Origin of the sequence: Myroides phaeus, from assembly GCF_009799805.1 — a bacterium.
Lineage (GTDB): Bacteria > Bacteroidota > Bacteroidia > Flavobacteriales > Flavobacteriaceae > Flavobacterium > Flavobacterium phaeum_A.
This window is the reverse complement of sequence record NZ_CP047050.1, coordinates 1,672,204-1,694,040: the sequence shown is the minus strand read 5'-3', so window position 1 is coordinate 1,694,040 and position 21,837 is coordinate 1,672,204. Positions and strand designations below refer to the sequence as shown.

The window sequence follows — 21,837 nt, the reverse complement described above, 5'->3', positions numbered from 1 at the left end:
ATGAAAATTGCATTATTAGGTTACGGGAAAATGGGTAAAATCATTGAACGTATCGCTATAGAAAGAGGTCATACTATTGTATTAAAAAAACATAGTAATGATGCTTACACAGGACTTGAACAGGCTGATGTTGCTATTGACTTTAGTGTACCAACTGCAGCTGTTGAAAATATAACGACTTGTTTAAATCATCAAGTACCTGTTATTTCGGGTACTACAGGTTGGTTAGAACATTACCAAGAAATGGTTGATTTGTGTCAACAAAAAGAAGGAGCTTTCCTTTATGGTTCTAACTTCAGCGTTGGAGTTAATGTCTTTTTTGAACTAAATAATTATTTGGCAAAAATGATGAGTAACCTAAAGGAATACAATGTATCAATGGAAGAAATTCACCATACTCAAAAGTTGGATGCTCCGAGTGGTACTGCTATTTCTTTAGCTAATGGAATCATAGAAAACTCAGGCTATGAAAAGTGGACTTTAAACGACGCTAAAGCAAATGAGATTCATATTGACGCTATTAGAGAAGATGCTGTTCCTGGAACTCATAGTGTTTTCTACGACTCAGAAATTGACCAAATAGAGATAAAACACACGGCACATAGTCGTGAAGGATTTGCTTTAGGAGCTGTAATTGCTGCAGAGTGGATTCAAAATAAAAAAGGAGTTTTTTCGATGAAGGACGTTCTTAATTTGAAAAAATAATTACCTTCACATCTTACATTAAATAATTATTCGCTATGACAATGACGCAATGGTTTCTATTTTTCCTACTTGTTCAAGTAATTCATTTTCTTGGAACTTGGAAATTATATGTGAAAGCAGGTAGAAAAAGTTGGGAAGCAATAGTACCTGTTTACAATGCAATTGTATTAATGGGTATCATTAACAGACCTAAATGGTGGGTTATCCTACTTTTTATTCCGATTGTAAACTTGATTATGTTCCCAGTAGTATGGGTTGAAATATTGAGAAGTTTTGGTAAAAACAAAGCTATTGACACTGTGCTTGGTGTTGTAACTTTAGGCCTTTATATCTTCTATATTAACTATGCTACGGATGCTAAATACGTTGAAAACAGAAGTACAAAAGCAGAAAGTAACTCAGGAGAGACTGTAAGCTCTATCCTATTTGCTGTTGTTGTTGCTACGATTATCCATACGTATGTAATACAACCTTATACAATTCCAACGTCATCATTAGAAAAAACGTTATTGGTAGGTGACTTCTTATTTGTGAGTAAGTTTCACTATGGTGCAAGAACACCTATGACAACAGTAGCTTTACCAATGGTACACGATACTATTCCTGGTACTAAGCTTAACTCATACTTAAAGAAACCTCATTTACCTTATTTTAGATTACCTGGTTTCCAAAAGGTACAACACAATGATATAGTTGTATTCAACTGGCCTACAGATACCGTATATCAGTTTAACGATCCATTACGCCGTCCTGCTGTTGATAAACCTATCGATAAAAAGACGAATTACGTTAAAAGAGCAGTTGGTCTTCCTGGTGAAAACTTATCTATTAAAGATGGAGATGTTTACATCAATGGAGAAAAAATGAAATTGAATGACCGTGCTAAATTACAGTTTACATATACGGTAAAAACAGATGGTTCATCAATCGATTTTAACTCACTTATCAAACGTTTAGATTTACGTGAAGGAGCAAGTTACTACAACAATGACCCTACAACTATTATACTTGGGGCAGTTACTGATGAGGCAGCTGAAGTTCTAAGATCTGTAACTGGTGTGGTTAGTGTTCAAAAAGGACTACCTAAAGATTACCAAGATCAAATCACTCCTATTGTGTCTAAAATGTTGTTCCCTCACAATCAAGTTGGTTGGAACGAAGAAAACTTAGGTCCTATTCATATTCCTGCAGAAGGTGAAACTGTAACATTAACACAAGAGAATTTACCATTCTACCAACGTGCTATTTCAGTATATGAACACAATAAATTGGAGGTTAAAAATGGTCAAATCTATATTAATGACGTAGCTACTGATAAATATACTTTCCAACAAAACTATTACTTTATGATGGGAGATAATAGAAATAGATCTGAAGATAGTAGATATTGGGGGTATGTACCAGAAGACCATATTGTAGGTAAACCTGTATTTGTTTGGATGAGTTTAGATCAAGCTATTCCATGGGGACAAGCAATCGATAAAATCAGATGGGACAGATTGTTTACAACAGTTAATGGTAATGGAAAACAAGTTTCTTACTTCCCTTACTTCTTAGTTATTGTATTTGGTCTTGTAGGTTACAACACTTACAAAAAGAGAAAAGAAAAAAAGAATTCTAAATTTTAATTGATAAAATGAATAACATTCTTATTCATCCTACTTACTTTGCGTCTGTTAGCCATTATGTAGCTATGTTACAAGCTGACAGTGTAATGTTTGAAGTAGAAGATAATTTTCAGAAACAAACGAACAGAAATAGAATGTATATCTATAGTGCTAATGGAATTCAAATGTTGAATATTCCGGTTAAGCACAGCGATGATACACATAAGAAATTTAAAGACACAAGAATCGAGCATGCTTTTGGATGGCAAAAACAGCATTTTAAGAGCTTAGAAGCTGCGTATAGAACTTCTCCTTACTTTGAGTACTTTGAAGACGATATACGTGCTATTTTCGAAGGAAAACATGACTTTATGTTAGACTTAAATCTACAAATACATGAAGTTGTTAATTCTTGTTTAGGTATTTCTATTCCTTTTGAAAAAACAATTGAGTTTGAAAAAGAATTGACTGAAGATATATCTGATTTTAGATCATTAGTTAATGGTAAAAAAGACACTAATTCTTTTGAAAGTTATGTCCAAGTTTTTGATGAGAAACACGGATTCTTAAATAACTTGAGTATTTTGGATTTATTGTTCAACGAAGGAAGACATGCTGTTGATTATTTAAAACGTCAAGAGCTAATTATAAAGTAAAAAAAAAGGTAACTTATATAAGTTACCTTTTTTTTGTATTCTCTTTTCATAGCAATCTTAATACATTTTATCAAAGTACTAAGTCAAACAGATCAATGAATTTAATTTCTTTTCATAGCATTTTAAAAGCACTTTTATCTGTTTGTTATTATTAAGACAACCATGTAGTAGAAAAGTCACTTAAAAAAGTAACTTTTTTTATTTTTTATGGACATAAAAACACAACACACTGACAACAAGCTTTTAACAAACTAACAATTTGCTTCTCCTCTAACAAATAAATTTAAGTTATCAGGAGATATAAATGGAATATCTAATCCCAAACCTCTTAATATAAATAGCATACCAAAAAGGACAATAATCAACGGGTAGTACTTCATTATAGCATTTCTAACCTTCGTAGAGAATAAATCTCTAACATAAACTACCGAACTCATTAACGGAATTGTACCTACACCAAATAATGCCATATAAAGCATACCTAAAACAATATTCTGCGTAGCTAATGCTCCAAAAAGAGCAACGTATACCATTCCGCAAGGTAAAAAGCCATTAAAAAATCCAATCATATATAAAGACTTAATATCTTGCTTTTTAAATTGAGCACCAAGTGCTTTCTTTAATTTACTTGTAAGCTTATAGATCGGCTTTAAAAAATTTAAACTCCCCAGTTTATTCTGTGGTATCAAAACGAATAAAATCATTAAAACACCAACTACAATTGACATTTGCTGTTGAAGTCCAGCAATGTAAAATCCTTTACCAAAAAGTCCAAAGACAAGTCCTAAAATAGAATATGCAGATATCCTACCTAAGTGATAGGTGAATATCTGCATAGCCTTTTTAGATTGATTGTTCTTAGAAACGGGTAACATCATAGCAATTGGTCCACACATACCAATACAATGTAGACTGCTGACTAACCCAAAAATAAGTGCAGTAATCACGATTAAACTATTTAACTGTTAACTTATTTATGTTTCTATAATCAGAACCCTCATAATTCCATTCGATAGCAATATCCCAACGACCGTCTACCAAATTTGTGTTAGGTATGAGCAAATTGGAAGAAGACAAAGATATAGGAATATCAAAGTCTAATTTCTGGTTAGACGGTCTATATAGGAATATTTTACCGGTAATTTTTTTATAATCAAATTCTTTAGGAAAAGAAACAACAACACCTTCTGATGATACTTCTATTCCAACTGGACGAGATAATTTCAAAGCCGCAACTTCTCTATCGTGTCTTCCATCAACTTCTATTTCTTGTTGATAATAGTTCTCAGTAACCAACTCATTATCAAATTTCGGATTAACTTGAACTCTTATAACATACTGTAATATAAACACCATGAATAATCCCATAGCAATTACAATTCCTGTTCCAAAATTAAATTTCATACCTAACAAATTTTAAATTAATCTAATGTTCTTGGTCCAAGGAAGTTTGTTGAAGTTGTTTGTATCAATTTATCACCATCATACACCTCAATTTTAACTTTAGTACGGTGGCTTTCTAATAAATATTGAGGTACTTCAATAAACATTGTTCCTTCTGCATAACCTTCTTTTTCTACTTTAATAATAGGTTTCCCTACTAAAATAATCTCTCCTTGCTCAGGCTCTTTAAGTTTAAAACTAATGTCCTCAAAATCGCGCATTGTTTTATTAACAACTTTAAATGTATAAACATTACTTAGGTTCTCACCTTTATGTTCATATGTTTGCCCTGCAACACGTAAAACAGTTGCTTCAACATCTGTTCTTAAGAATAATAATCCTACTAAAATGAAAGATAAAATTCCTAAAACAGCTGTATATCCTTTCTGTCTTGGAGTAAACTTAAACTTCTTATTCTCTGTAATTTCTTCTTCTGAAGCGTAACGGATTAAACCTTTTGGCAATCCTACACTCTCCATCATATGATCACATTCATCAATACAAGCAGTACAGTTTGTACATTCTAATTGAGTACCATTACGAATATCGATACCTGTTGGACAAACATTTACACATTGCTTACAATCGATACAATCACCAATTCCAGCTGCTTGACGATCAACGTCTTTTCTAAACTTAGCACGACCATTTTCTCCTTCTCCTCTTACGTGGTCATAAGCTACAATGATAGATTTATTATCTAATAAAACTCCCTGTAAACGACCATAAGGACAAGCAATTACACATACTTGTTCTCTAAACCAAGTAAATACAAAGTAAAATACTGTCGTAAATATTAATAATCCAATAAATCTTCCAACGTGGTTAGCTGGCCCTTCTTTCATCATTTGTATTACAGCGTCTGATCCGATGATATACGCTAAAAATACATTCGCAATTGAAAATGAAATCAAGAAGAAAATAAACCATTTAGTTAAACGTTTTCTAATTTTCTCACCATTCCAAGGTTGTTTATCTAACCTCATTTGAGCACCTCTATCCCCGTCAATCCAGTATTCGATACGTCTAAAAACCATTTCCATAAAAATAGTCTGTGGGCATATCCAACCGCAGAAAATACGTCCAAAAGAAACTGTAAATAAAGTAACAAAAACAACACCAATGATTAATGATATTACCACTAAATAAAAATCTTGTGGCCAAAAAGGAAAACCAAAAATGTTGAACTTTCTATCTATTACATTAAATAATAAAAACTGATTCCCATTCAATTTAATAAATGGAGCCGCAAATAGAAAAGCGATTAATAAATAACTAACTATTTTACGTTTATTGTAAAAAGGTCCTGAAGGTTTTTTAGGGTGAAGAAAAACTCTTTTCCCATCTTTACCAATAGTACCTATGGAGTCACGGAAACTCTCATCTTTTTCTGTAGCCATAGTATTGTGTTTTAAAAAAAGGCTGAGCGAGTTACCTCTACTCAGCCTTTTATATTTTATTGTAGTTTAAATCTGCTCAAAAAGAACATTTATTCTCTACTGACTATTCAGCCGAAACTTCAGTATTGTCGCTTGAAGCTTCTGTATTTTCTTCAGCAGGAGCTACATCTGCTTCTCCTCCTTCAGTTGCTAAATCAGCCTTAGACCAAATGATATCACCTTCTGCTGCTTTTGCTTCAGCCGGAGTAGTACCATTTAGAGAAATTACATAAGATGATATTTTTTCAATTTCAGATGGTTTGAAGTTTGTTTTCCAAGGCACCATCCCTTTTCCAGGACGACCTCCTTCAGAAATAGTGTTGAACACATTTTTCATACCTCCACCTAAAATCCAATGATCATCTGTTAAGTTAGGTCCAATTGCTCCTCCACCATCTGCTTTGTGACACATTGCACAGTTTGTATCGAAAAGCTGTTTACCAGCAGCCAATACAGCAGGATCGTCAGAGAATACAGCTTGATCTGCAGTTAGCATATCTGGAGCTGTTTTCTTGTATTCTTCTACTTGCTCTTTAGCAGCGATCATTTCTTTTTCGTATTCTACAACTTGACTATCTCCGTCAAATACGTGGAATCTTAATAAGTAAATCACAGCGAAAATGAACGTTACGTAGAATAATCCAACCCACCAAGGTGGTAAATCATTATCTAACTCTTTAATTCCGTCATAATCATGATCCATCATGATATCACTTTCTTCATGGATTTCTTTTGTGTTAGTTAATTTCTTCATTAACCTCTTAACCCATGGAGACTCAGCAAAAGGAAGACTCTCTTCTTTAGCTTTTGCAGCTCTTTCTTCTGGCGTCATTAAACGATCCAGAATCTTATTTGTTGCCGATGCTACAATTTCTACAGCAATCAAAGCAAATAAGAACAAACCTAATAAGATTAGAACAACTGGATGTTCCATAAATGCAGGCTTGTCACTTTCTCCCCCTATTATCCATTCTATTGCGAAAAAGAAAATCGCGAATAAAAGAGGTACTCTAACATATACTGGAAAAAACTTCTTCATAATTAATTTGAATTAGGATCAACATTTTGCTCTTCATCATCCATGAATGGCATATTGCTTAATTCTTCAATTGTATCTTTTTTATAGGTAGCAACCCATATAAAAAGTCCAACAAAGAAAGTAAAGAAAATGAGTAGCGAAATAATTGGGAAGATTTCAATCCCTCCAATCGTTTCCATATTATGTTTAATGAACTTTAGCATATTGATTCACTTTTTTATATTATTCTTCTACTCTTTCTTTAATATCTGTACCTAAACGTTGTAAGTAAGCAATTACTGCTACAATTTCACGCTCGCTCATTGGAACAAACTCTTCTCCTTTTGCTTCAGCACGTTTTTTACTATCCTCATATGATTTAACATAATCTGGATCTCCTTCTAAATTAAGTGCAATTCCTTCTGCTTGCGCTTTAATAGAAGCTCTTGCATTAGCAATATCTTCATCTGTATAAGGAACACCTAATGTTCTCATTACGCTCATTTTCTTCTCAATGTCAGAATAATCTTTTGCTTTGTTAGCAAATAACCATTTATAACCTGGCATAATAGAGTTTGGAGATGTTGATTGTGGGTCAAACATGTGATTATAATGCCAGCTATCAGAATATTTACCTCCAACACGCATTAAATCTGGACCTGTTCTCTTAGACCCCCATAAGAATGGGTGATCATAAACATACTCTCCTGATTTTGAATACTCACCGTATCTTTCAACTTCAGAACGGAAAGGACGAATCTGTTGAGAGTGACATCCAACACAACCTTCTCTAATATATAAGTCACGACCTTCTAACTCTAATGGAGTATACGGTTTAACACTTGTAATAGTTGGAATATTCGACTTAACGAAGATTGTTGGTATAATCTGAACCATACCTCCAATTAAAATAGCAATTGTAGTTAAAATAGTAAACTGAATTGGTCTTCTTTCTAACCATACGTGCCATCCTTCTCCTTTTAATCTTCCCGCAGAAATTCTTGTTAATGCAGGTGCTTCAGCTAATTCATCTTCTACTGGTTGACCAGCTTTAACTGTTTTGTAGATGTTGTAAATTAATACAAGTACCCCAGCTAAGTATAATGTTCCTCCAATTGCACGCATCGCATACATTGGCATAATAGCAGTAACAGTTTCTAAGAAGTTACCATATTTTAATGTACCATCTGGATTAAAGTCTTTCCACATTAAGTGTTGAGAGAAACCTGCAACATACAATGGAATCACATATAAAATAATACCTAAAGTACCAATCCAGAAGTGGAAGTTAGCTAATGCTTTAGAATATAAATCTGTTTTTACCATTCTTGGGATTAACCAATAAACCATACCGAATGTCATAAATCCATTCCAAGCTAATGCACCAACGTGTACGTGAGCTACGATCCAGTCAGTAAAGTGAGCAATAGCGTTTACGTTTTTCAATGATAACATTGGTCCTTCAAACGTAGCCATACCGTATCCAGTAATACCTACAACGAAGAATTTTAAAACAGGATCTACTCTTACTTTATCCCATACTCCACGAAGCGTTAACAAACCGTTAATCATACCTCCCCAAGATGGAGCAATCAACATAACAGAGAATACTACTCCTAAGTTTTGTGCCCATTCAGGTAAAGCTGAATACAATAAGTGGTGAGGTCCCGCCCAGATGTATAAGAAAATTAATGACCAGAAGTGAATAATAGAAAGTCTATAAGAATAAACTGGTCTATTAGCAGCTTTTGGTAAGTAGTAATACATTAACCCTAAGAACGGTGTAGTTAAGAAGAACGCAACCGCGTTATGTCCATACCACCATTGAACTAATGCATCTTGTACCCCAGCATAAACTGAGTAAGATTTGAAAGCACTCACTGGTAACTCTAATGAGTTAAAGATGTGAAGTACTGCCACCGTAACGAATGTAGCTAAGTAGAACCAAATAGCAACATAAATATGACGCTCTCTTCTCTTGATGATTGTCATAATCATGTTAATACCAAATGTTACCCAAATAATTGCAATTGCAATGTCAATTGGCCATTCTAACTCGGCATACTCTTTTGATGTTGTGAACCCTAATGGCAAAGTAATTACTGCACCTATTAAGATTAATTGCCATCCGTAAAAGTGAAGATTACTTAAAAAATCACTGTACATTCTGGCTTTACATAACCTTTGTAAAGAGTAATAAATACCGCCAAAAATAGCGTTACCAACGAATGCGAAAATTACCGCATTTGTGTGTAGAGGACGTAATCTCCCGAAACTTAAGAACGATATTCCATCGGTTAAGTTAGGAAATATAAACATCACTGCTAACAGTAACCCTACTAGCATCCCTACTGCTCCAAAAAATATCGAAGCGTAAAGAAATTTCTTTACAATTTTGTTGTCATAATAAAATTGTTGCACTTCCATAGTTGTTTATATTTGATTTTCTTTTTGATTTTTATTGTTAGTCTTTTTTTCTTTCGAATCTTTTGAGGTGATTTTTACTTCATCGTCAAACAACATACGTACCGATGGAGTATACGAGTCATCAAACTGTCCACTCTTAACGGACTTGATGAACAAGTATAGAAAGATACCAGCGACAACAACGCTGATACTGATTAAGAAATAAATAACACTCATACCTTTTATTTACGTTACAAAATTAACATATACCCTTTCTCTAAAATATGATAAGTATCATATTCTAAATCTTTCTATCATCCTTTTCGTATATTTTTCTTAGCCATATAATTACTTAAAATTGTTACGAAACTTATGATAGATATTGTACTTATAGGCATTAAGATTGCAGCCACCAATGGCGACATCTTATTCATAATTGATACTGAGATACCTATGACATTATATGTTAACGCTAAGGTATAACTTAATTTGATAATTTTAACAGAATTCTTTGAGTATTTTAAGAATGACGCCAAACTTCCAAACATTTTAGCATCTAATATTCCATCGCTCGCAGGTGTAAAAACATTGACATTTTCAGACACAGAAACCCCTACATTACTCTGAGCCAATGCTCCAGCATCATTAAGACCATCTCCTACCATCATTACATTGCCTCCTGACTCCTGCAATTTCTTAACAAATTCCAGTTTTTCTTCTGGCTTTTGATTAAATACTAATTGTGTTCCTTTAGGCAACATTTCTTTCAAAATCGCAGCTTCACCATCATTATCTCCAGACAAAATAGCTAATTTATAACCACTTAGATCTAATTCTGAAAATAATTCACTTAGCCCATCTCGATAATGATTGGCAAAAATAAACTTCCCTTTATACTCGTCATTTATCTTAATATGGACAGCTGTTTCATTTAATACTTTCTCTTTTTGCTCTCCTAATAACATTGGAGAACCGATTAAATACTTCTGTCCATTTACGATTCCAATCAACCCTTTTCCAGCGATCTCTTCAAAGAACTCTGGCTTCACAACTACTTTTGTTGTCAAGAAATTATATAATTTTCTACTTAATGGGTGATTCGATGCACGAATTATATTTCTAATATCACTTTGTTCTTGTAACGATAAATCGCTACCGATATATTTAACTGCTGATGATGCATTCGTTGTAATTGTTCCTGTTTTATCAAATACAAGCGTATTTACCTTAGCCATTTGCTCTACAACAGTAACGTTCTTTAAGTAAAACTTCTTTCTACCATAAATACGAATGGCATTCCCTAATGTAAATGGTGCTGTTAATGCTAATGCACAAGGACAAGCAACAATTAAAATTGCTGTAAAAACATTAAATGCTGCATTCAAGTCTACAAAAGACCAACCGATAAAAGCTAAAATGGAAATTGTTAGTAAAACAGGCGTAAAATAATGACTTATTGTATCCGTAATTGTCTTGTATTTCATATCCACTTTCTTCTGAAACACATCATTACTCCACAATTGCGTCAAATAACTTTGTGACACTGTATTGATTGCTTCTATCTCCACAACATCACCTACTTGCTTTCCTCCTGCAAATAGTTTATCTCCTGATTTCTTTTCAACCGGAATTGCCTCTCCGGTTACAAAACTATAATCTATAAAAGCACTGCCTGAAATTAAAATCGAATCCACAGGAATCAACTCCTGATTTCTTATCAACAACCTATCTCCTTTGACAACATCGTACACTTGAACAGGTTCTTCTATATCACCTTCACTTAATTTTGTAATGGCAATCGGGAAATACGATTTATAATCGCGTTCAAAAGATAAAAAGTTATAGGTACGTTGTTGAAATAGTTTCCCTAACAGCATAAAGAAGACCAACATAGTCATACTGTCAAAAAAACCAGGTCCTAAATCAAATACAATATCAATTGTACTACGTAAAAACATTACAATAATTCCCAAAGCCATTGGAATATCAATTGTATAGTTTTTTGTTTTAATACCTTTCCACGCCGCTACATAATAGGGAGATGCCGAATAAAGAAAAACCGGCATAGATAAAATTAGAATTAACCATCTAAAAAAGTCTTTATACTGACGCATCCAAATATCATCAATATTAAAGTACTCAGGAAACGATAACATCATCACATTTCCAAAACTAAAAAAGGCAATACCTATCTTATACATCAAGCTTCTGTCTACAGCTTGAGGTTTTTCTTCATAGTTTTTTAAACTGATATATGGCTCGTATCCTATCTTGTTTAGCAACAAGACAATCTCTTTTAAAGTAACCTTATCTGAATTAAATGTAATCGTTGCTTTTTTCTCTGGAAAATTAACCAATACACGTAATACACCATCATTCAAGCGGTGTAAATTCTCTAATATCCAAATACAAGAACTACAATGTATGTGAGGAATGTAAAGCGACACAATATTAGTACTACCTTCATTAAATTCAAGTAGTTTATTAATGATATCTACCTTATCTAAAAAGTCATATTTACCATTAGCATCTTCTGGAGTTGCCCCAGGAGTAAGCTCCATATCATAATAACACCCTAAATCATTTTCGCTAAAAATCTCGTAAACTGTTTTGCAACCATTGCAACAAAACTCCTTCTCATCAAATTCAATGCGGTTGAATGTGTTAACTTCATTACCACAATGAAAACACGTCTTCTTATCCATAATAAATGCTCAAAATACCTTTAACAAAGGTCTACGTTTAATAAAGCAGAATATATGATATTTATCATAAAAAAAACGTACATTTGCAAAAAGTTTTTAACACAAATTATTAGTTATGGGTAGATGTGAGCAATGTATAATTAGAGAGTTTAGTTCTTTAAAAGCATTAACAAGGGAAGAACTCTTAACAATATCTGAAACAAAAACTCACTTCATTGTCAAAAAAGGTGAGACAATTTTTACAGAAGGTGACAACCTTAATGGTGTGTATTGTATCAAAGATGGTTTTTGTAAATTAACAAAACTAAATTCTAATGGTAAAGACACTATTGTAAAACTTGCTAAAGACGGGGACTTACTTGGCCAACGTTCTATCATCAATGAAGAAACTTCTAACCTTACAGCTACGGCTATTGAGGATATGCAAATCTGTTTTATTCCTAAAAAGGAAATGATGGATTACTTCACTGACAACAATAAATTCTCTTTATTAGTTACCAGAGACATTTGTAACCACTTAAAAGACGCTGATAAAGGCTTAGCTGATCATACCCATAAGACAGTGAAAGAACGTTTAGCTATTATTCTTTTAAAACTTGAAGAAGTTGGTGGTACAAACCAAGAAACAAATGCTTTAAACATTCAACTTTCACGTGAAGATTTAGCTAATATGGTTGGTACAGCTACAGAAAGTTGTATTAGACTATTATCTGATCTTAAGAAAGAGGGGATTATCGAACTTTCTGGTAAAAAAATTATCCTAAAAGATAAAGCTGAACTAAAAGCTTTAGCGCAATAATAAAATCTCTTTATTGATTTATTTGTTTTATATCATTTTAAAGAAAAACGCATTATTTTGAGCTCAAAATAATGTACTTTCGCATTATGATGAATGAAAAAAATTTAGAGTCATTAGAACGCATTCTAATCTCACCAAAAAAGATTACTATTATTCCCCATAGAAATCCAGACGGGGATGCTATTGGTTCAACATTAGGTCTTTATCATGTTCTAAAAAAAATAGGACATGATGTACACGTTGTAGCTCCTAACGATTTCCCTCATTTTTTAGCTTGGATGCCAGCAAGTGAAGATATCTTAATCTATGATAAAAATAGAGAGAATACTTCTAAACTTATTGCTGACTCTGATTATATATTCACATTAGACTTCAATGTTCTTCTTAGAACAGGAGATGATATGGAGAAAATGTTGCAAAAATTACCGAATCCTTTTGTTATGATTGACCATCACCAAATGCCAGGTAATTTTGCAGAATTAACGTTCTCTAATCCTGAATTTGGTTCTACTTGTGAACTTTTATATACAATCTTAGACAAGATTAACTTCACTAAATATATAGATAAAGATGCTGCTACTTGTATTTATACAGGTATTGTAACAGATTCTGGTTCTTTTAGATTCCCTAAAACCAATGCAAATACTCACCGTGTGATTGCTGCATTAATTGATAAAGGAATTGATAACCCACAAATTCACAACAATCTTTTTGACAATAGTAGTTATAATAGATTACAACTTTTAGGTAGAGCTTTACAAAATATGGTATTGCTTCCTGAGTTAAATACTTCGTACATATTCTTAACAGATGAAGACTTAAACGAGTTTAAACACGTTAAAGGAGATACGGAGGGAGTTGTTAATTATGGTTTGTCAATTAAAGGAATTGACTTAACTTTATTCTTTATTGAGCGCAAAGACGAGGGGATTATCAAAATTTCCCTACGTTCTCAAGGTAATTTCGATGTTAATTTATTGGCTCGAAAATACTTTGAAGGAGGCGGACACGTTAATGCGGCTGGTGGTAAGTCAAATTTATCACTACAAGAAACAATCGAAAGATTCAAAGAAATTATATCAAAACACAAAAACGAGTTTTATGTTTAAATGTATTAAGTTTTTAGGTTTTCCTATTTTATTAAGCCTTTTTGTTAGTTGTGCACAAAATGAACCAGCAAGAAAACCAATCTCAAAGTCAAAAGAGAATGTAATACACTCTTCTGCTAAAATGAATATGGAGTTAATTAAAAGTGAGGAAGATTTAATTACCAATTACATTGACACACACCCTGAAAGCACTTACATCAATTCAAAAAATGGCTTTTGGTACACTTATTTAAAAAGAGAATTGAAGGATTCTATTAGACCTATTGCAGGTAATACAGTAGCTTATACGTATAACATAAGTACATTACAAGATAGTGTATTATACACAAAAAATGATATTGGTACTCTGAATTATCTTGTTGACAAAGAAGAGATTTTACCTGTCCTTCGACACTCTTTAAAATTAATGAAGGCTAATGAAGCTATCAAAGTTATTACCCCTTCTATTTTAGCTTATAGCTATTTAGGAGACAAACAAAAAATTGATAAAAACCAACCTCTAATCTTTACAATCGAATTACAATCTATTGAAAAAAATTATTAACTAATATGAAAAAAATGACAAGTTTAGTATTAAGTATTGTTGCTTTAATTTCATCTTGTGCATCACCTAAAGCTGATTTACCTGATGGACTTTACGCAGACATTAAAACGTCAAAAGGAACTATTGTAGCTGAATTAGAATATGAAAAAGCTCCTGTAACTGTAGCTAACTTCGTTTCTCTTGCAGAAGGAAATAATCCATTTGTAGACTCTCAATTCAAAGATAAAAAATATTATGACGGAATTACTTTTCACAGAGTAGTTTCTAACTTCGTTATCCAAGGAGGAGACCCTACTGGTACTGGTTCTGGTGGTCCTGGTTATGTATTTAAAGATGAGTTTGACGAAACTTTAAAACACGATAAAGCAGGTACACTTTCTATGGCTAATAGCGGACCTTTTACTAACGGAAGTCAATTCTTTATTACACACAAGGCAACTCCACATTTAGATAATATGCACTCTGTATTTGGCTACACCGTTAAAGGACAAGATGTAGTAGATGCAATTGAACAAGGGGACAAAATCGAATCTATCAAAATTATTAGAATCGGTAAAAACGCTAAGAAATTCAATGCTGCAAAAGTCTTTAAAAAATACTTTGAAGAAGAGGCTGCTTCAAAAAAAGAAAGTGAAGATAAATTGAATAACGCAAAGAAAGAACAAGCTGATAAAATCACTGAATTAAAAGCTAAAGCTATAAAAACGGCTTCTGGTTTATCTTACGTAATTGTAAAAGAAGGTGAAGGTGCTAAACCGAATATCGGTCAAGAAGTATTGATCGATTATGCTGGTTTCTTTGAAAACGGAATTATGTTCGATTCAAGTAATGAAGAGCTTTCTAAAACTTTTGGAACTTTTGACGCAAGAAGAGCTGCTTACAACCAATACATTCCAATTCCTTTTAAATATGGAACTAAAACTGGTTTAATACCTGGTTTTATTGAAGGTATTGAGCAAATGAAAATAGGAGATAAAGCTATTGTTTTTATTCCTGCTCATTTAGCTTATGGTGAAAGAGGTGTAGGTCCTATTCCACCAAATACAGACTTAGTATTTGAATTAGAAATGATAGCAAAATAAGCTACCTATAATTGTATTAAAAAAGGCTTGACAGATGTCAAGCCTTTTTTTATCCCAAACGCTAAGTAATCAAAATTCAAGCTTATAAAGCAAACATATACCTTAAAAGTATAGTTATTATATTGGATAAAATGTTTTTTTTACATAATTTACAAGTGTTAAAATACTTTTATTCAATTCATTAACTAAAAATATACAATATGACTTCAGAGAGCAAAGACACAAAATTCATTAAGGTATTGGGAGTTATCGCTACTATAATGTCTGTGGCAATGTATGTTTCTTATATACCACAAATTATGGCAAATTTAGAAGGTAATAAAGGTGACTATATACAACCCTTAGTAGCTGCAATCAATTGTAGTCTTTGGGTAACCTACGGAGCACTGAGAAAAGACTGGCCTTTAACAGCAGCAAATGCACCCGGAATCCTATTCGGTTTATTCGCTTGCTACACCGCTATATTTTAAATATTAAAAGCTTTAATCAACTTTCTGCTATTTTAAACATAACTAATCACAGAGAATAAAAAACAGTCTTAAAAAGGCTTATTTACTTACATAATTAAAACATCATTAAAAGCACTCTGAATAAAATAAAAAAGGCTACGTTAACTAACGTAGCCTTTTTTATAGGTAAGCATTCGGAACACTATGCTTCTTCAATAGAAGGTGTTTCTTCAACTTTTTGTTGCTGTGGTAAATCAGCTCTTGTCAAGAAAGTCATTACTTCTGAATCAATTTCACCAACTGTTTTCTTGAATAATTCGAAAGCTTCAAATTTATAAATCAACAATGGATCTTTTTGTTCGTGAACAGCTAACTGAACTGATTGTTTAAGCTCATCCATTTTTCTTAGGTGCTTTTTCCAAGCATCATCTAAAATAGATAAAGTAATGTTTTTCTCGAAATCATCGATTAAAGACATCCCTTGTGTTTGATAAGCCTCCTCTAAATTAGTAACAATATTAACCGATTTAACTCCATCTGTAAACGGAACTACAATACGTTCAAATTGTCCTTCATTATTTTCGTAAACGTTTTTAATTACTTTAAATGCTTCAGCAGCACTACGAGCACATTTATCTTGGTATGCTTTATATACGATCTCGTATTGTTTATTAGCAAGTGTTACAACGTCATCTTTTGCAAACTCACTTTCACTAACGATTGTATTTACAGCAAAATTACGAATGATATCAAACTCATAGTTTTTATAATCATTTGCCATTTTATTAGTGTCAATGATACGCTCACATAAATCATACATCATATTAGCGATATCCACTTTAAGACGCTCACCAAACAATGCGTGTTTTCTACGTTTGTAAATCACCTCACGTTGTGCATTCATAACGTCATCATATTCTAATAAACGCTTACGAATACCAAAGTTATTCTCTTCTACTTTTTTCTGTGCTCTTTCAATAGACTTAGTCATCATTGAGTGTTGGATTACCTCTCCATCTTCAAGTCCCATTCTGTCCATAATCTTAGCTACACGCTCTGAACCGAACAAACGCATTAAGTTATCTTCTAAAGAAACGTAGAACTGAGAACTTCCTGGATCTCCTTGACGTCCTGCACGACCTCTTAACTGACGGTCAACACGACGTGAATCGTGTCTCTCTGTACCGATAATTGCTAAACCACCTCTGTCTTTTACTTCTTGAGATAATTTAATATCCGTACCACGACCTGCCATATTCGTAGCAATAGTTACGATACCTGGTTGTCCTGCTTCCTCAACAATTTGAGCTTCTTGTTTGTGTAATTTAGCATTTAATACATTGTGCTTAATTCCACGCATTTTCAAAGATCTACTCAATAACTCAGAAATCTCAACTGAAGTAGTACCAATCAATACTGGACGTCCAGCATTAGATAATTCAACTACGTCTTCAATTACAGCTTTAAATTTCTCACGTACTGATCTATAAATCTTATCTTCTTTATCGTGACGAGCAATTCCACGGTTAGTAGGAATTTCAACTACGTCTAATTTATAAATTTCTAAAAGCTCTCCCGCCTCTGTAGTAGCTGTACCAGTCATACCAGCAAGCTTGTTATACATACGGAAGTAGTTTTGTAATGTAATCGTAGCAAATGTTTGAGTAGCTGCTTCAATTTTCACGTTTTCTTTAGCCTCAATCGCTTGGTGTAATCCGTCTGAATAACGACGTCCATCCATAATACGACCTGTTTGCTCATCAACGATCATAATCTTATTGTCCATTACTACATACTCAGTATCTTTTTCAAATACAGTATATGCTTTTAATAATTGACTTAAAGTATGAATACGCTCACTCTTAATTCCGAAATCTTGGAACAAAGCTTCTTTTGCTTCTGCTTCTTGTTCTTTTGGCAATTTTAATGCCTCAATTTTCGAGATTTCAGTTCCGATATCTGGTAATACGAAGAAATTTTCATCTGTATCTTGAGATAACGCTTTAATACCATTATCAGTCAACTGAACTTGGTTGTTTTTCTCTTCGATAACAAAATATAAAGCCTCATCTACTTTATGCATTTCTCTATTGTTGTCCTGCATATAGTGATTTTCAGTTTTTTGAAGTAATTGTTTTACACCTTCTTCACTTAAAAACTTAATCAACGCTTTATTCTTAGGTAAACTTCTATATGCTCTTAACAATAAGAATCCACCTTCTTTTGTATTTCCTTCACGAATTAATTTTTTAGCTTCTGCTAAGAAACCATTCGCAAGTTTTCTTTGCATTTCAACTAAGTTAGCAACCTGTGGTTTTAACTCGTTAAATTCGTGTCTATCTCCTTGTGGAACTGGTCCTGAAATAATCAATGGCGTTCTTGCATCATCTACTAATACAGAATCCACCTCATCCACAATAGCAAAATTGTGTTTTCTTTGAACTAATTCTTCTGGCGAATGCGCCATATTATCTCTTAAGTAGTCAAAACCGAACTCGTTATTTGTACCGTAAGTAATATCCGCAGCATAAGCAGCACGTCTTCCTGGAGAGTTTGGTTGGTGATTATCAATACAATCAACTGTCATACCGTGGAACTCGAATAAAGGAGCTTTCCACTGACTATCCCTTTTTGCTAAATAATCATTCACAGTTACTAAGTGAACACCATTACCTGTCAATGCATTTAGGTACAATGGAGATGTAGCAACTAATGTTTTACCCTCCCCTGTTTGCATCTCTGCAATTTTACCTTCGTGCAATACAATTCCTCCGATCATCTGAACATCGTAGTGAACCATATCCCAAGTAACTTGTTTTCCTGCAGCACTCCAAGTATTTGCCCAATGTGCCTTATCTCCAACGATAGTTACATATGGTTTTGTTTCAGCAAACTCAATATCTTTTGGTGTAGCAGTAACAATAACTGTTTCATTTTCTTTAAATCGACGTGCAGTTTCTTTTACCACAGCAAACGCTTCTGGTAAAATATCTAATAACAATTTTTCTGAATTGTTATACGCCTCTTTTTCTAAGCTATCAATATTAGCATAAATAGCTTCTCTCTTATCAATATCCTGAGTTTTCTCAATTTCTTCTTTGTAAGAAGCAATTTTCTCATCTTGATTAGCTCTTGACTGTTGTATTTTTTCTTTAAAATAAATAGTCTTTGCTCTCAATTCGTCATTTGACAAACTTGCCAAGCTTGAATCGTAAGATTTTATTTTTTCAATTAATGGTTTTATTGCTTTGATATCTCGTTCCGATTTATCACCAACAAATACCTTTAATATAGTGTTTATCAGGCTCATAACTTTATATGATTTTATTCTATTAACTTCTAAAGGTAAACTTAAATAAAAAAAAAGCCTCTATAAAAGGCTTTTTTTAATTTGTATCTTAATACTCATCCTCGTTCCAAAGATAATCTTCGTCAGTTGGATAATCTGGCCATATCTCTTCCATTGATTCGTATATCTCCCCTTCATCTTCGATAGATTGAAGGTTTTCAACTACCTCAAGTGGAGCGCCCGTTCTAATAGCATAATCAATAAGTTCATCCTTAGTAGCAGGCCATGGAGCATCACTTAGATAAGATGCTAATTCTAATGTCCAATACATCTCTATTCGTTTTTAATTTTTAATGCAAAAATAATTTTTATTATGAAATTATCAAGCTTTTTTTTATTTATTTCGTGTAATTCTAAGAACGTAGTGTTCTAAAAGTAAATAACTTTTAGATAAAATCTTATTTATTAAGATTCCTTACGAGGAACCCACTTTACTTCTTCAGCACCCAAATCAAAAGTCAACTTTCGTGCCAACACAAATAGATAGTCAGAAAGTCGGTTTAAATACATTAAAACAGACTCATCAACAGGTTCTATCTCGTTCAATTGTACTGACAGACGCTCTGCTCTACGACAAACACATCTGGCAATATGACAGAATGACACTGTTGTATGACCGCCAGGCAACACAAAATGAGTCATTGGCGGTAGTGATTCCTCCATACGATCAATTTCATTCTCTAACAACGCCATATCAGCTTCGCTAATTTTTGGAATATTTAAGCGTTCTTTCCCATTTTTTAAAATGGCTTTCTCTGGATCTGTAGCCAAAACAGCACCAACAGTAAATAACCGATCTTGTATCTCTATCAAAACGTTTTTATACAATTGATTCATTTCTTGATCGCGTATCAGTCCAATATAAGAGTTCAACTCATCTACTGTTCCATAACTTTCTATGCGTATATGATGTTTAGGAACACGCGTTCCTCCAAACAATGCCGTAGTTCCTTTATCTCCTGTTTTTGTATATACCTTCATCTATTTTATAGTCTATTGGCTAATTAATAACTTCACCAAATTACAACAAATAATTCAACTTAATACCTATCTTACTTTATTCGCTCATCACTTTCTATTACCCCATCTCTAAGGCGAATTATTCGATGAGCGTGTTCTGCAATATCTTCTTCGTGGGTAACTAATATCACTGTATTTCCATTAGCGTGAATCTCATCAAACAACCCCATAATCTCAATCGAAGTCTTCGTATCTAAATTACCGGTTGGCTCATCTGCTAAAATAATCGCAGGTCTATTAACAAGTGCTCTTGCTACAGCTACACGTTGTCTTTGTCCTCCAGAAAGTTGATTAGGATGATGATCCATTCGATCACTTAACCCCACCTGTGTCAAAACCTCTGTTGCTCGTTCATTTCGTTCAACTTTTGAATAACCAGCATACACCATAGGCAAAGCTACATTGTCCAACGCTGTAGTACGAGGTAACAAATTAAACGTCTGAAAAACAAAACCAATATTCTTATTGCGGATTTCTGCAAGTTGATCGTCATTTAAAGAACTGACATCCTTGCCATTCAAGATATATTCACCTGAAGAGGGTGTATCTAAGCAACCTAATATATTCATCAAAGTTGATTTACCAGAACCTGAAGGCCCCATTAGAGCAACATAATCTCCCTTATCAATCTGAAGATTCACCCCTTTTAAAACTTTGACAGTTTCTGTACCCAACTTAAAGTTGCGCTTAATATCCTTTACATCGATGATAGTTTCTCTCATAGCAATTGCATTACTTTTACCTAAGCTTAGTTGTAATAGCGTTTAAAAGACTATCACTAACATAAACTTAAAGATTAAAAATACTAAAGCTATTCTATATTACCACGATTAAAGACAATAAAATTACATTCGAAGTGTAAAATGTTGCTTCAATTGTTCTGATCTAATAAAAGCTAAACCGAAATAGTAAAAATCCAACGTCACGATAAAACGTTCATCACTTACTACATCTTCCCACAATTGATCAACTACAGAATTCTCTTTTCTCCTATCAAACATCAATACTGTATCATTGTGCATCGCAGCATACAAAATATCACTTGTAAGCGCAGATTGTTGATCAAGCGAACTACCAATCCAAATTAAATCACTTTTACCTTGAGAAGGCTTAAAACAAGTAACAGCAGTAGAAGTAACCTCTATTTTCTGTTCAACTCCAATAATAGCTATATGCTTTGGCGCATAATAAGCCAACACCCTTTGAGGAAAGGCATTTTTTTTAGCTAACTTCTTCCATCTCGAATCTTTAGGATAAAGACCTTTAGTCAACAAATTAAAAACAAAGGGAGAATGCACCCCGTGTTCATTACTTGATTTCCACCAAAACTTAAAGTAATTCTTTTCCTTAGTCATCTTGTTGTAGGTTTGAAGCAAACAAAAATAGGTTATAAATAAAAAAAGCCCATCAAAATGATGAGCTTTTTGTGACCGCGGCAGGATTCAAACCTGCAACCTTCTGAGCCGTAATCAGATGCGCTATTCAGTTGCGCCACGCGGCCGAAAT

Annotated in this window: 21 protein-coding genes and 1 tRNA gene; 8 read left to right on the top strand and 14 right to left on the bottom strand. The window is 33.3% G+C overall.

Going from position 1 to position 21,837, the window contains the following annotated elements:
* Genes dapB through GQS07_RS07580 form a run of 3 tightly spaced genes read left to right on the top strand, consistent with a single transcriptional unit; the run spans position 1 to position 2,968 of the window.
* Positions 1 to 705, top strand: coding sequence for a 4-hydroxy-tetrahydrodipicolinate reductase (gene dapB, locus GQS07_RS07590; RefSeq protein ID WP_158210284.1), 705 nt, complete (start codon positions 1 to 3; stop codon positions 703 to 705).
* Between the two features lie 35 nt (positions 706 to 740).
* Complete coding sequence (gene lepB, locus GQS07_RS07585; protein ID WP_158210283.1) at positions 741 to 2,333, top strand: signal peptidase I; 1,593 nt, start codon at positions 741 to 743, stop codon at positions 2,331 to 2,333.
* An 8-nt stretch (positions 2,334 to 2,341) separates the two neighbouring features.
* Positions 2,342 to 2,968 (top strand): WbqC family protein, encoded by a 627-nt coding sequence (locus GQS07_RS07580; protein WP_158210282.1) that lies wholly within the window; start codon positions 2,342 to 2,344, stop codon positions 2,966 to 2,968.
* 251 nt (positions 2,969 to 3,219) lie between these two features.
* On the opposite strand, the gene GQS07_RS07575 is transcribed toward GQS07_RS07580, so the two are convergent.
* The 8 genes from GQS07_RS07575 to GQS07_RS07540 all read right to left on the bottom strand — a co-directional run bounded on the left by GQS07_RS07575 (position 3,220) and on the right by GQS07_RS07540 (position 11,979).
* Entirely contained in the window at positions 3,220 to 3,915 is a 696-nt protein-coding gene (locus GQS07_RS07575; RefSeq protein WP_158210281.1) for a sulfite exporter TauE/SafE family protein, read from the bottom strand.
* 7 nt (positions 3,916 to 3,922) lie between these two features.
* The gene (locus tag GQS07_RS07570; RefSeq protein WP_158210280.1) at positions 3,923 to 4,372 is read right to left on the bottom strand and encodes a FixH family protein; all 450 of its coding nucleotides are present in this window, start codon (positions 4,370 to 4,372) and stop codon (positions 3,923 to 3,925) included.
* 17 nt (positions 4,373 to 4,389) lie between these two features.
* Positions 4,390 to 5,811, bottom strand: coding sequence for a cytochrome c oxidase accessory protein CcoG (ccoG, locus tag GQS07_RS07565; protein ID WP_158210279.1), 1,422 nt, complete (start codon positions 5,809 to 5,811; stop codon positions 4,390 to 4,392).
* A gap of 103 nt (positions 5,812 to 5,914) precedes the next feature.
* Positions 5,915 to 6,889 carry a cbb3-type cytochrome c oxidase N-terminal domain-containing protein gene (locus GQS07_RS07560; protein WP_158210278.1) on the bottom strand — a complete coding sequence of 325 codons (975 nt, stop codon included), beginning with the start codon at positions 6,887 to 6,889 and terminating at the stop codon, positions 5,915 to 5,917.
* Between the two features lie 2 nt (positions 6,890 to 6,891).
* A complete protein-coding gene (locus GQS07_RS07555; RefSeq protein ID WP_090409163.1) occupies positions 6,892 to 7,092 on the bottom strand; it encodes a CcoQ/FixQ family Cbb3-type cytochrome c oxidase assembly chaperone in 201 nt (66 codons plus the stop codon).
* Between the two features lie 19 nt (positions 7,093 to 7,111).
* Entirely contained in the window at positions 7,112 to 9,295 is a 2,184-nt protein-coding gene (gene ccoN, locus GQS07_RS07550) for a cytochrome-c oxidase, cbb3-type subunit I (RefSeq protein ID WP_158210277.1), read from the bottom strand.
* Between the two features lie 6 nt (positions 9,296 to 9,301).
* Positions 9,302 to 9,511, bottom strand: coding sequence for a cbb3-type cytochrome oxidase assembly protein CcoS (gene ccoS / locus GQS07_RS07545; protein WP_158210276.1), 210 nt, complete (start codon positions 9,509 to 9,511; stop codon positions 9,302 to 9,304).
* A 77-nt stretch (positions 9,512 to 9,588) separates the two neighbouring features.
* Positions 9,589 to 11,979 carry a heavy metal translocating P-type ATPase gene (locus tag GQS07_RS07540; RefSeq protein WP_158210275.1) on the bottom strand — a complete coding sequence of 797 codons (2,391 nt, stop codon included), beginning with the start codon at positions 11,977 to 11,979 and terminating at the stop codon, positions 9,589 to 9,591.
* Between the two features lie 115 nt (positions 11,980 to 12,094).
* Between GQS07_RS07540 and GQS07_RS07535 the strand changes: the two genes are divergently transcribed.
* From GQS07_RS07535 to GQS07_RS07515, 5 genes are all read left to right on the top strand, one after another.
* Complete coding sequence (locus GQS07_RS07535; protein WP_158210274.1) at positions 12,095 to 12,778, top strand: Crp/Fnr family transcriptional regulator; 684 nt, start codon at positions 12,095 to 12,097, stop codon at positions 12,776 to 12,778.
* 86 nt (positions 12,779 to 12,864) lie between these two features.
* Positions 12,865 to 13,887 (top strand): DHH family phosphoesterase, encoded by a 1,023-nt coding sequence (locus GQS07_RS07530; protein WP_158210273.1) that lies wholly within the window; start codon positions 12,865 to 12,867, stop codon positions 13,885 to 13,887.
* Entirely contained in the window at positions 13,880 to 14,431 is a 552-nt protein-coding gene (gldI, locus tag GQS07_RS07525) for a gliding motility-associated peptidyl-prolyl isomerase GldI (RefSeq protein ID WP_158210272.1), read from the top strand. The genes GQS07_RS07530 and gldI overlap by 8 nt, the downstream gene beginning before the upstream one ends.
* A 5-nt stretch (positions 14,432 to 14,436) precedes the next feature.
* Positions 14,437 to 15,513 (top strand): peptidylprolyl isomerase, encoded by a 1,077-nt coding sequence (locus GQS07_RS07520; protein WP_158210271.1) that lies wholly within the window; start codon positions 14,437 to 14,439, stop codon positions 15,511 to 15,513.
* 200 nt (positions 15,514 to 15,713) lie between these two features.
* Complete coding sequence (locus tag GQS07_RS07515; RefSeq protein WP_158210270.1) at positions 15,714 to 15,983, top strand: SemiSWEET family transporter; 270 nt, start codon at positions 15,714 to 15,716, stop codon at positions 15,981 to 15,983.
* 181 nt (positions 15,984 to 16,164) lie between these two features.
* Here the strand turns inward: GQS07_RS07515 and secA are convergent, their stop codons facing one another.
* The 6 genes from secA to GQS07_RS07485 all read right to left on the bottom strand — a co-directional run bounded on the left by secA (position 16,165) and on the right by GQS07_RS07485 (position 21,832).
* Positions 16,165 to 19,272 carry a preprotein translocase subunit SecA gene (gene secA / locus GQS07_RS07510; RefSeq protein ID WP_158210269.1) on the bottom strand — a complete coding sequence of 1,036 codons (3,108 nt, stop codon included), beginning with the start codon at positions 19,270 to 19,272 and terminating at the stop codon, positions 16,165 to 16,167.
* An 88-nt stretch (positions 19,273 to 19,360) separates the two neighbouring features.
* Positions 19,361 to 19,582, bottom strand: coding sequence for a DUF2795 domain-containing protein (locus GQS07_RS07505; RefSeq protein WP_002986941.1), 222 nt, complete (start codon positions 19,580 to 19,582; stop codon positions 19,361 to 19,363).
* 134 nt (positions 19,583 to 19,716) lie between these two features.
* Complete coding sequence (locus tag GQS07_RS07500; protein WP_158210268.1) at positions 19,717 to 20,292, bottom strand: cob(I)yrinic acid a,c-diamide adenosyltransferase; 576 nt, start codon at positions 20,290 to 20,292, stop codon at positions 19,717 to 19,719.
* 71 nt (positions 20,293 to 20,363) lie between these two features.
* The gene (locus tag GQS07_RS07495; RefSeq protein ID WP_158210267.1) at positions 20,364 to 21,053 is read right to left on the bottom strand and encodes an ABC transporter ATP-binding protein; all 690 of its coding nucleotides are present in this window, start codon (positions 21,051 to 21,053) and stop codon (positions 20,364 to 20,366) included.
* Positions 21,054 to 21,176: 123 nt separating this feature from the next.
* Positions 21,177 to 21,686: a hypothetical protein gene (locus GQS07_RS07490; protein ID WP_158210266.1), complete on the bottom strand. Its 510-nt coding sequence runs from the start codon at positions 21,684 to 21,686 to the stop codon at positions 21,177 to 21,179.
* Positions 21,687 to 21,758: 72 nt separating this feature from the next.
* Positions 21,759 to 21,832, bottom strand: a tRNA-Arg gene (locus tag GQS07_RS07485).
* Positions 21,833 to 21,837 lie beyond the last annotated feature (5 nt).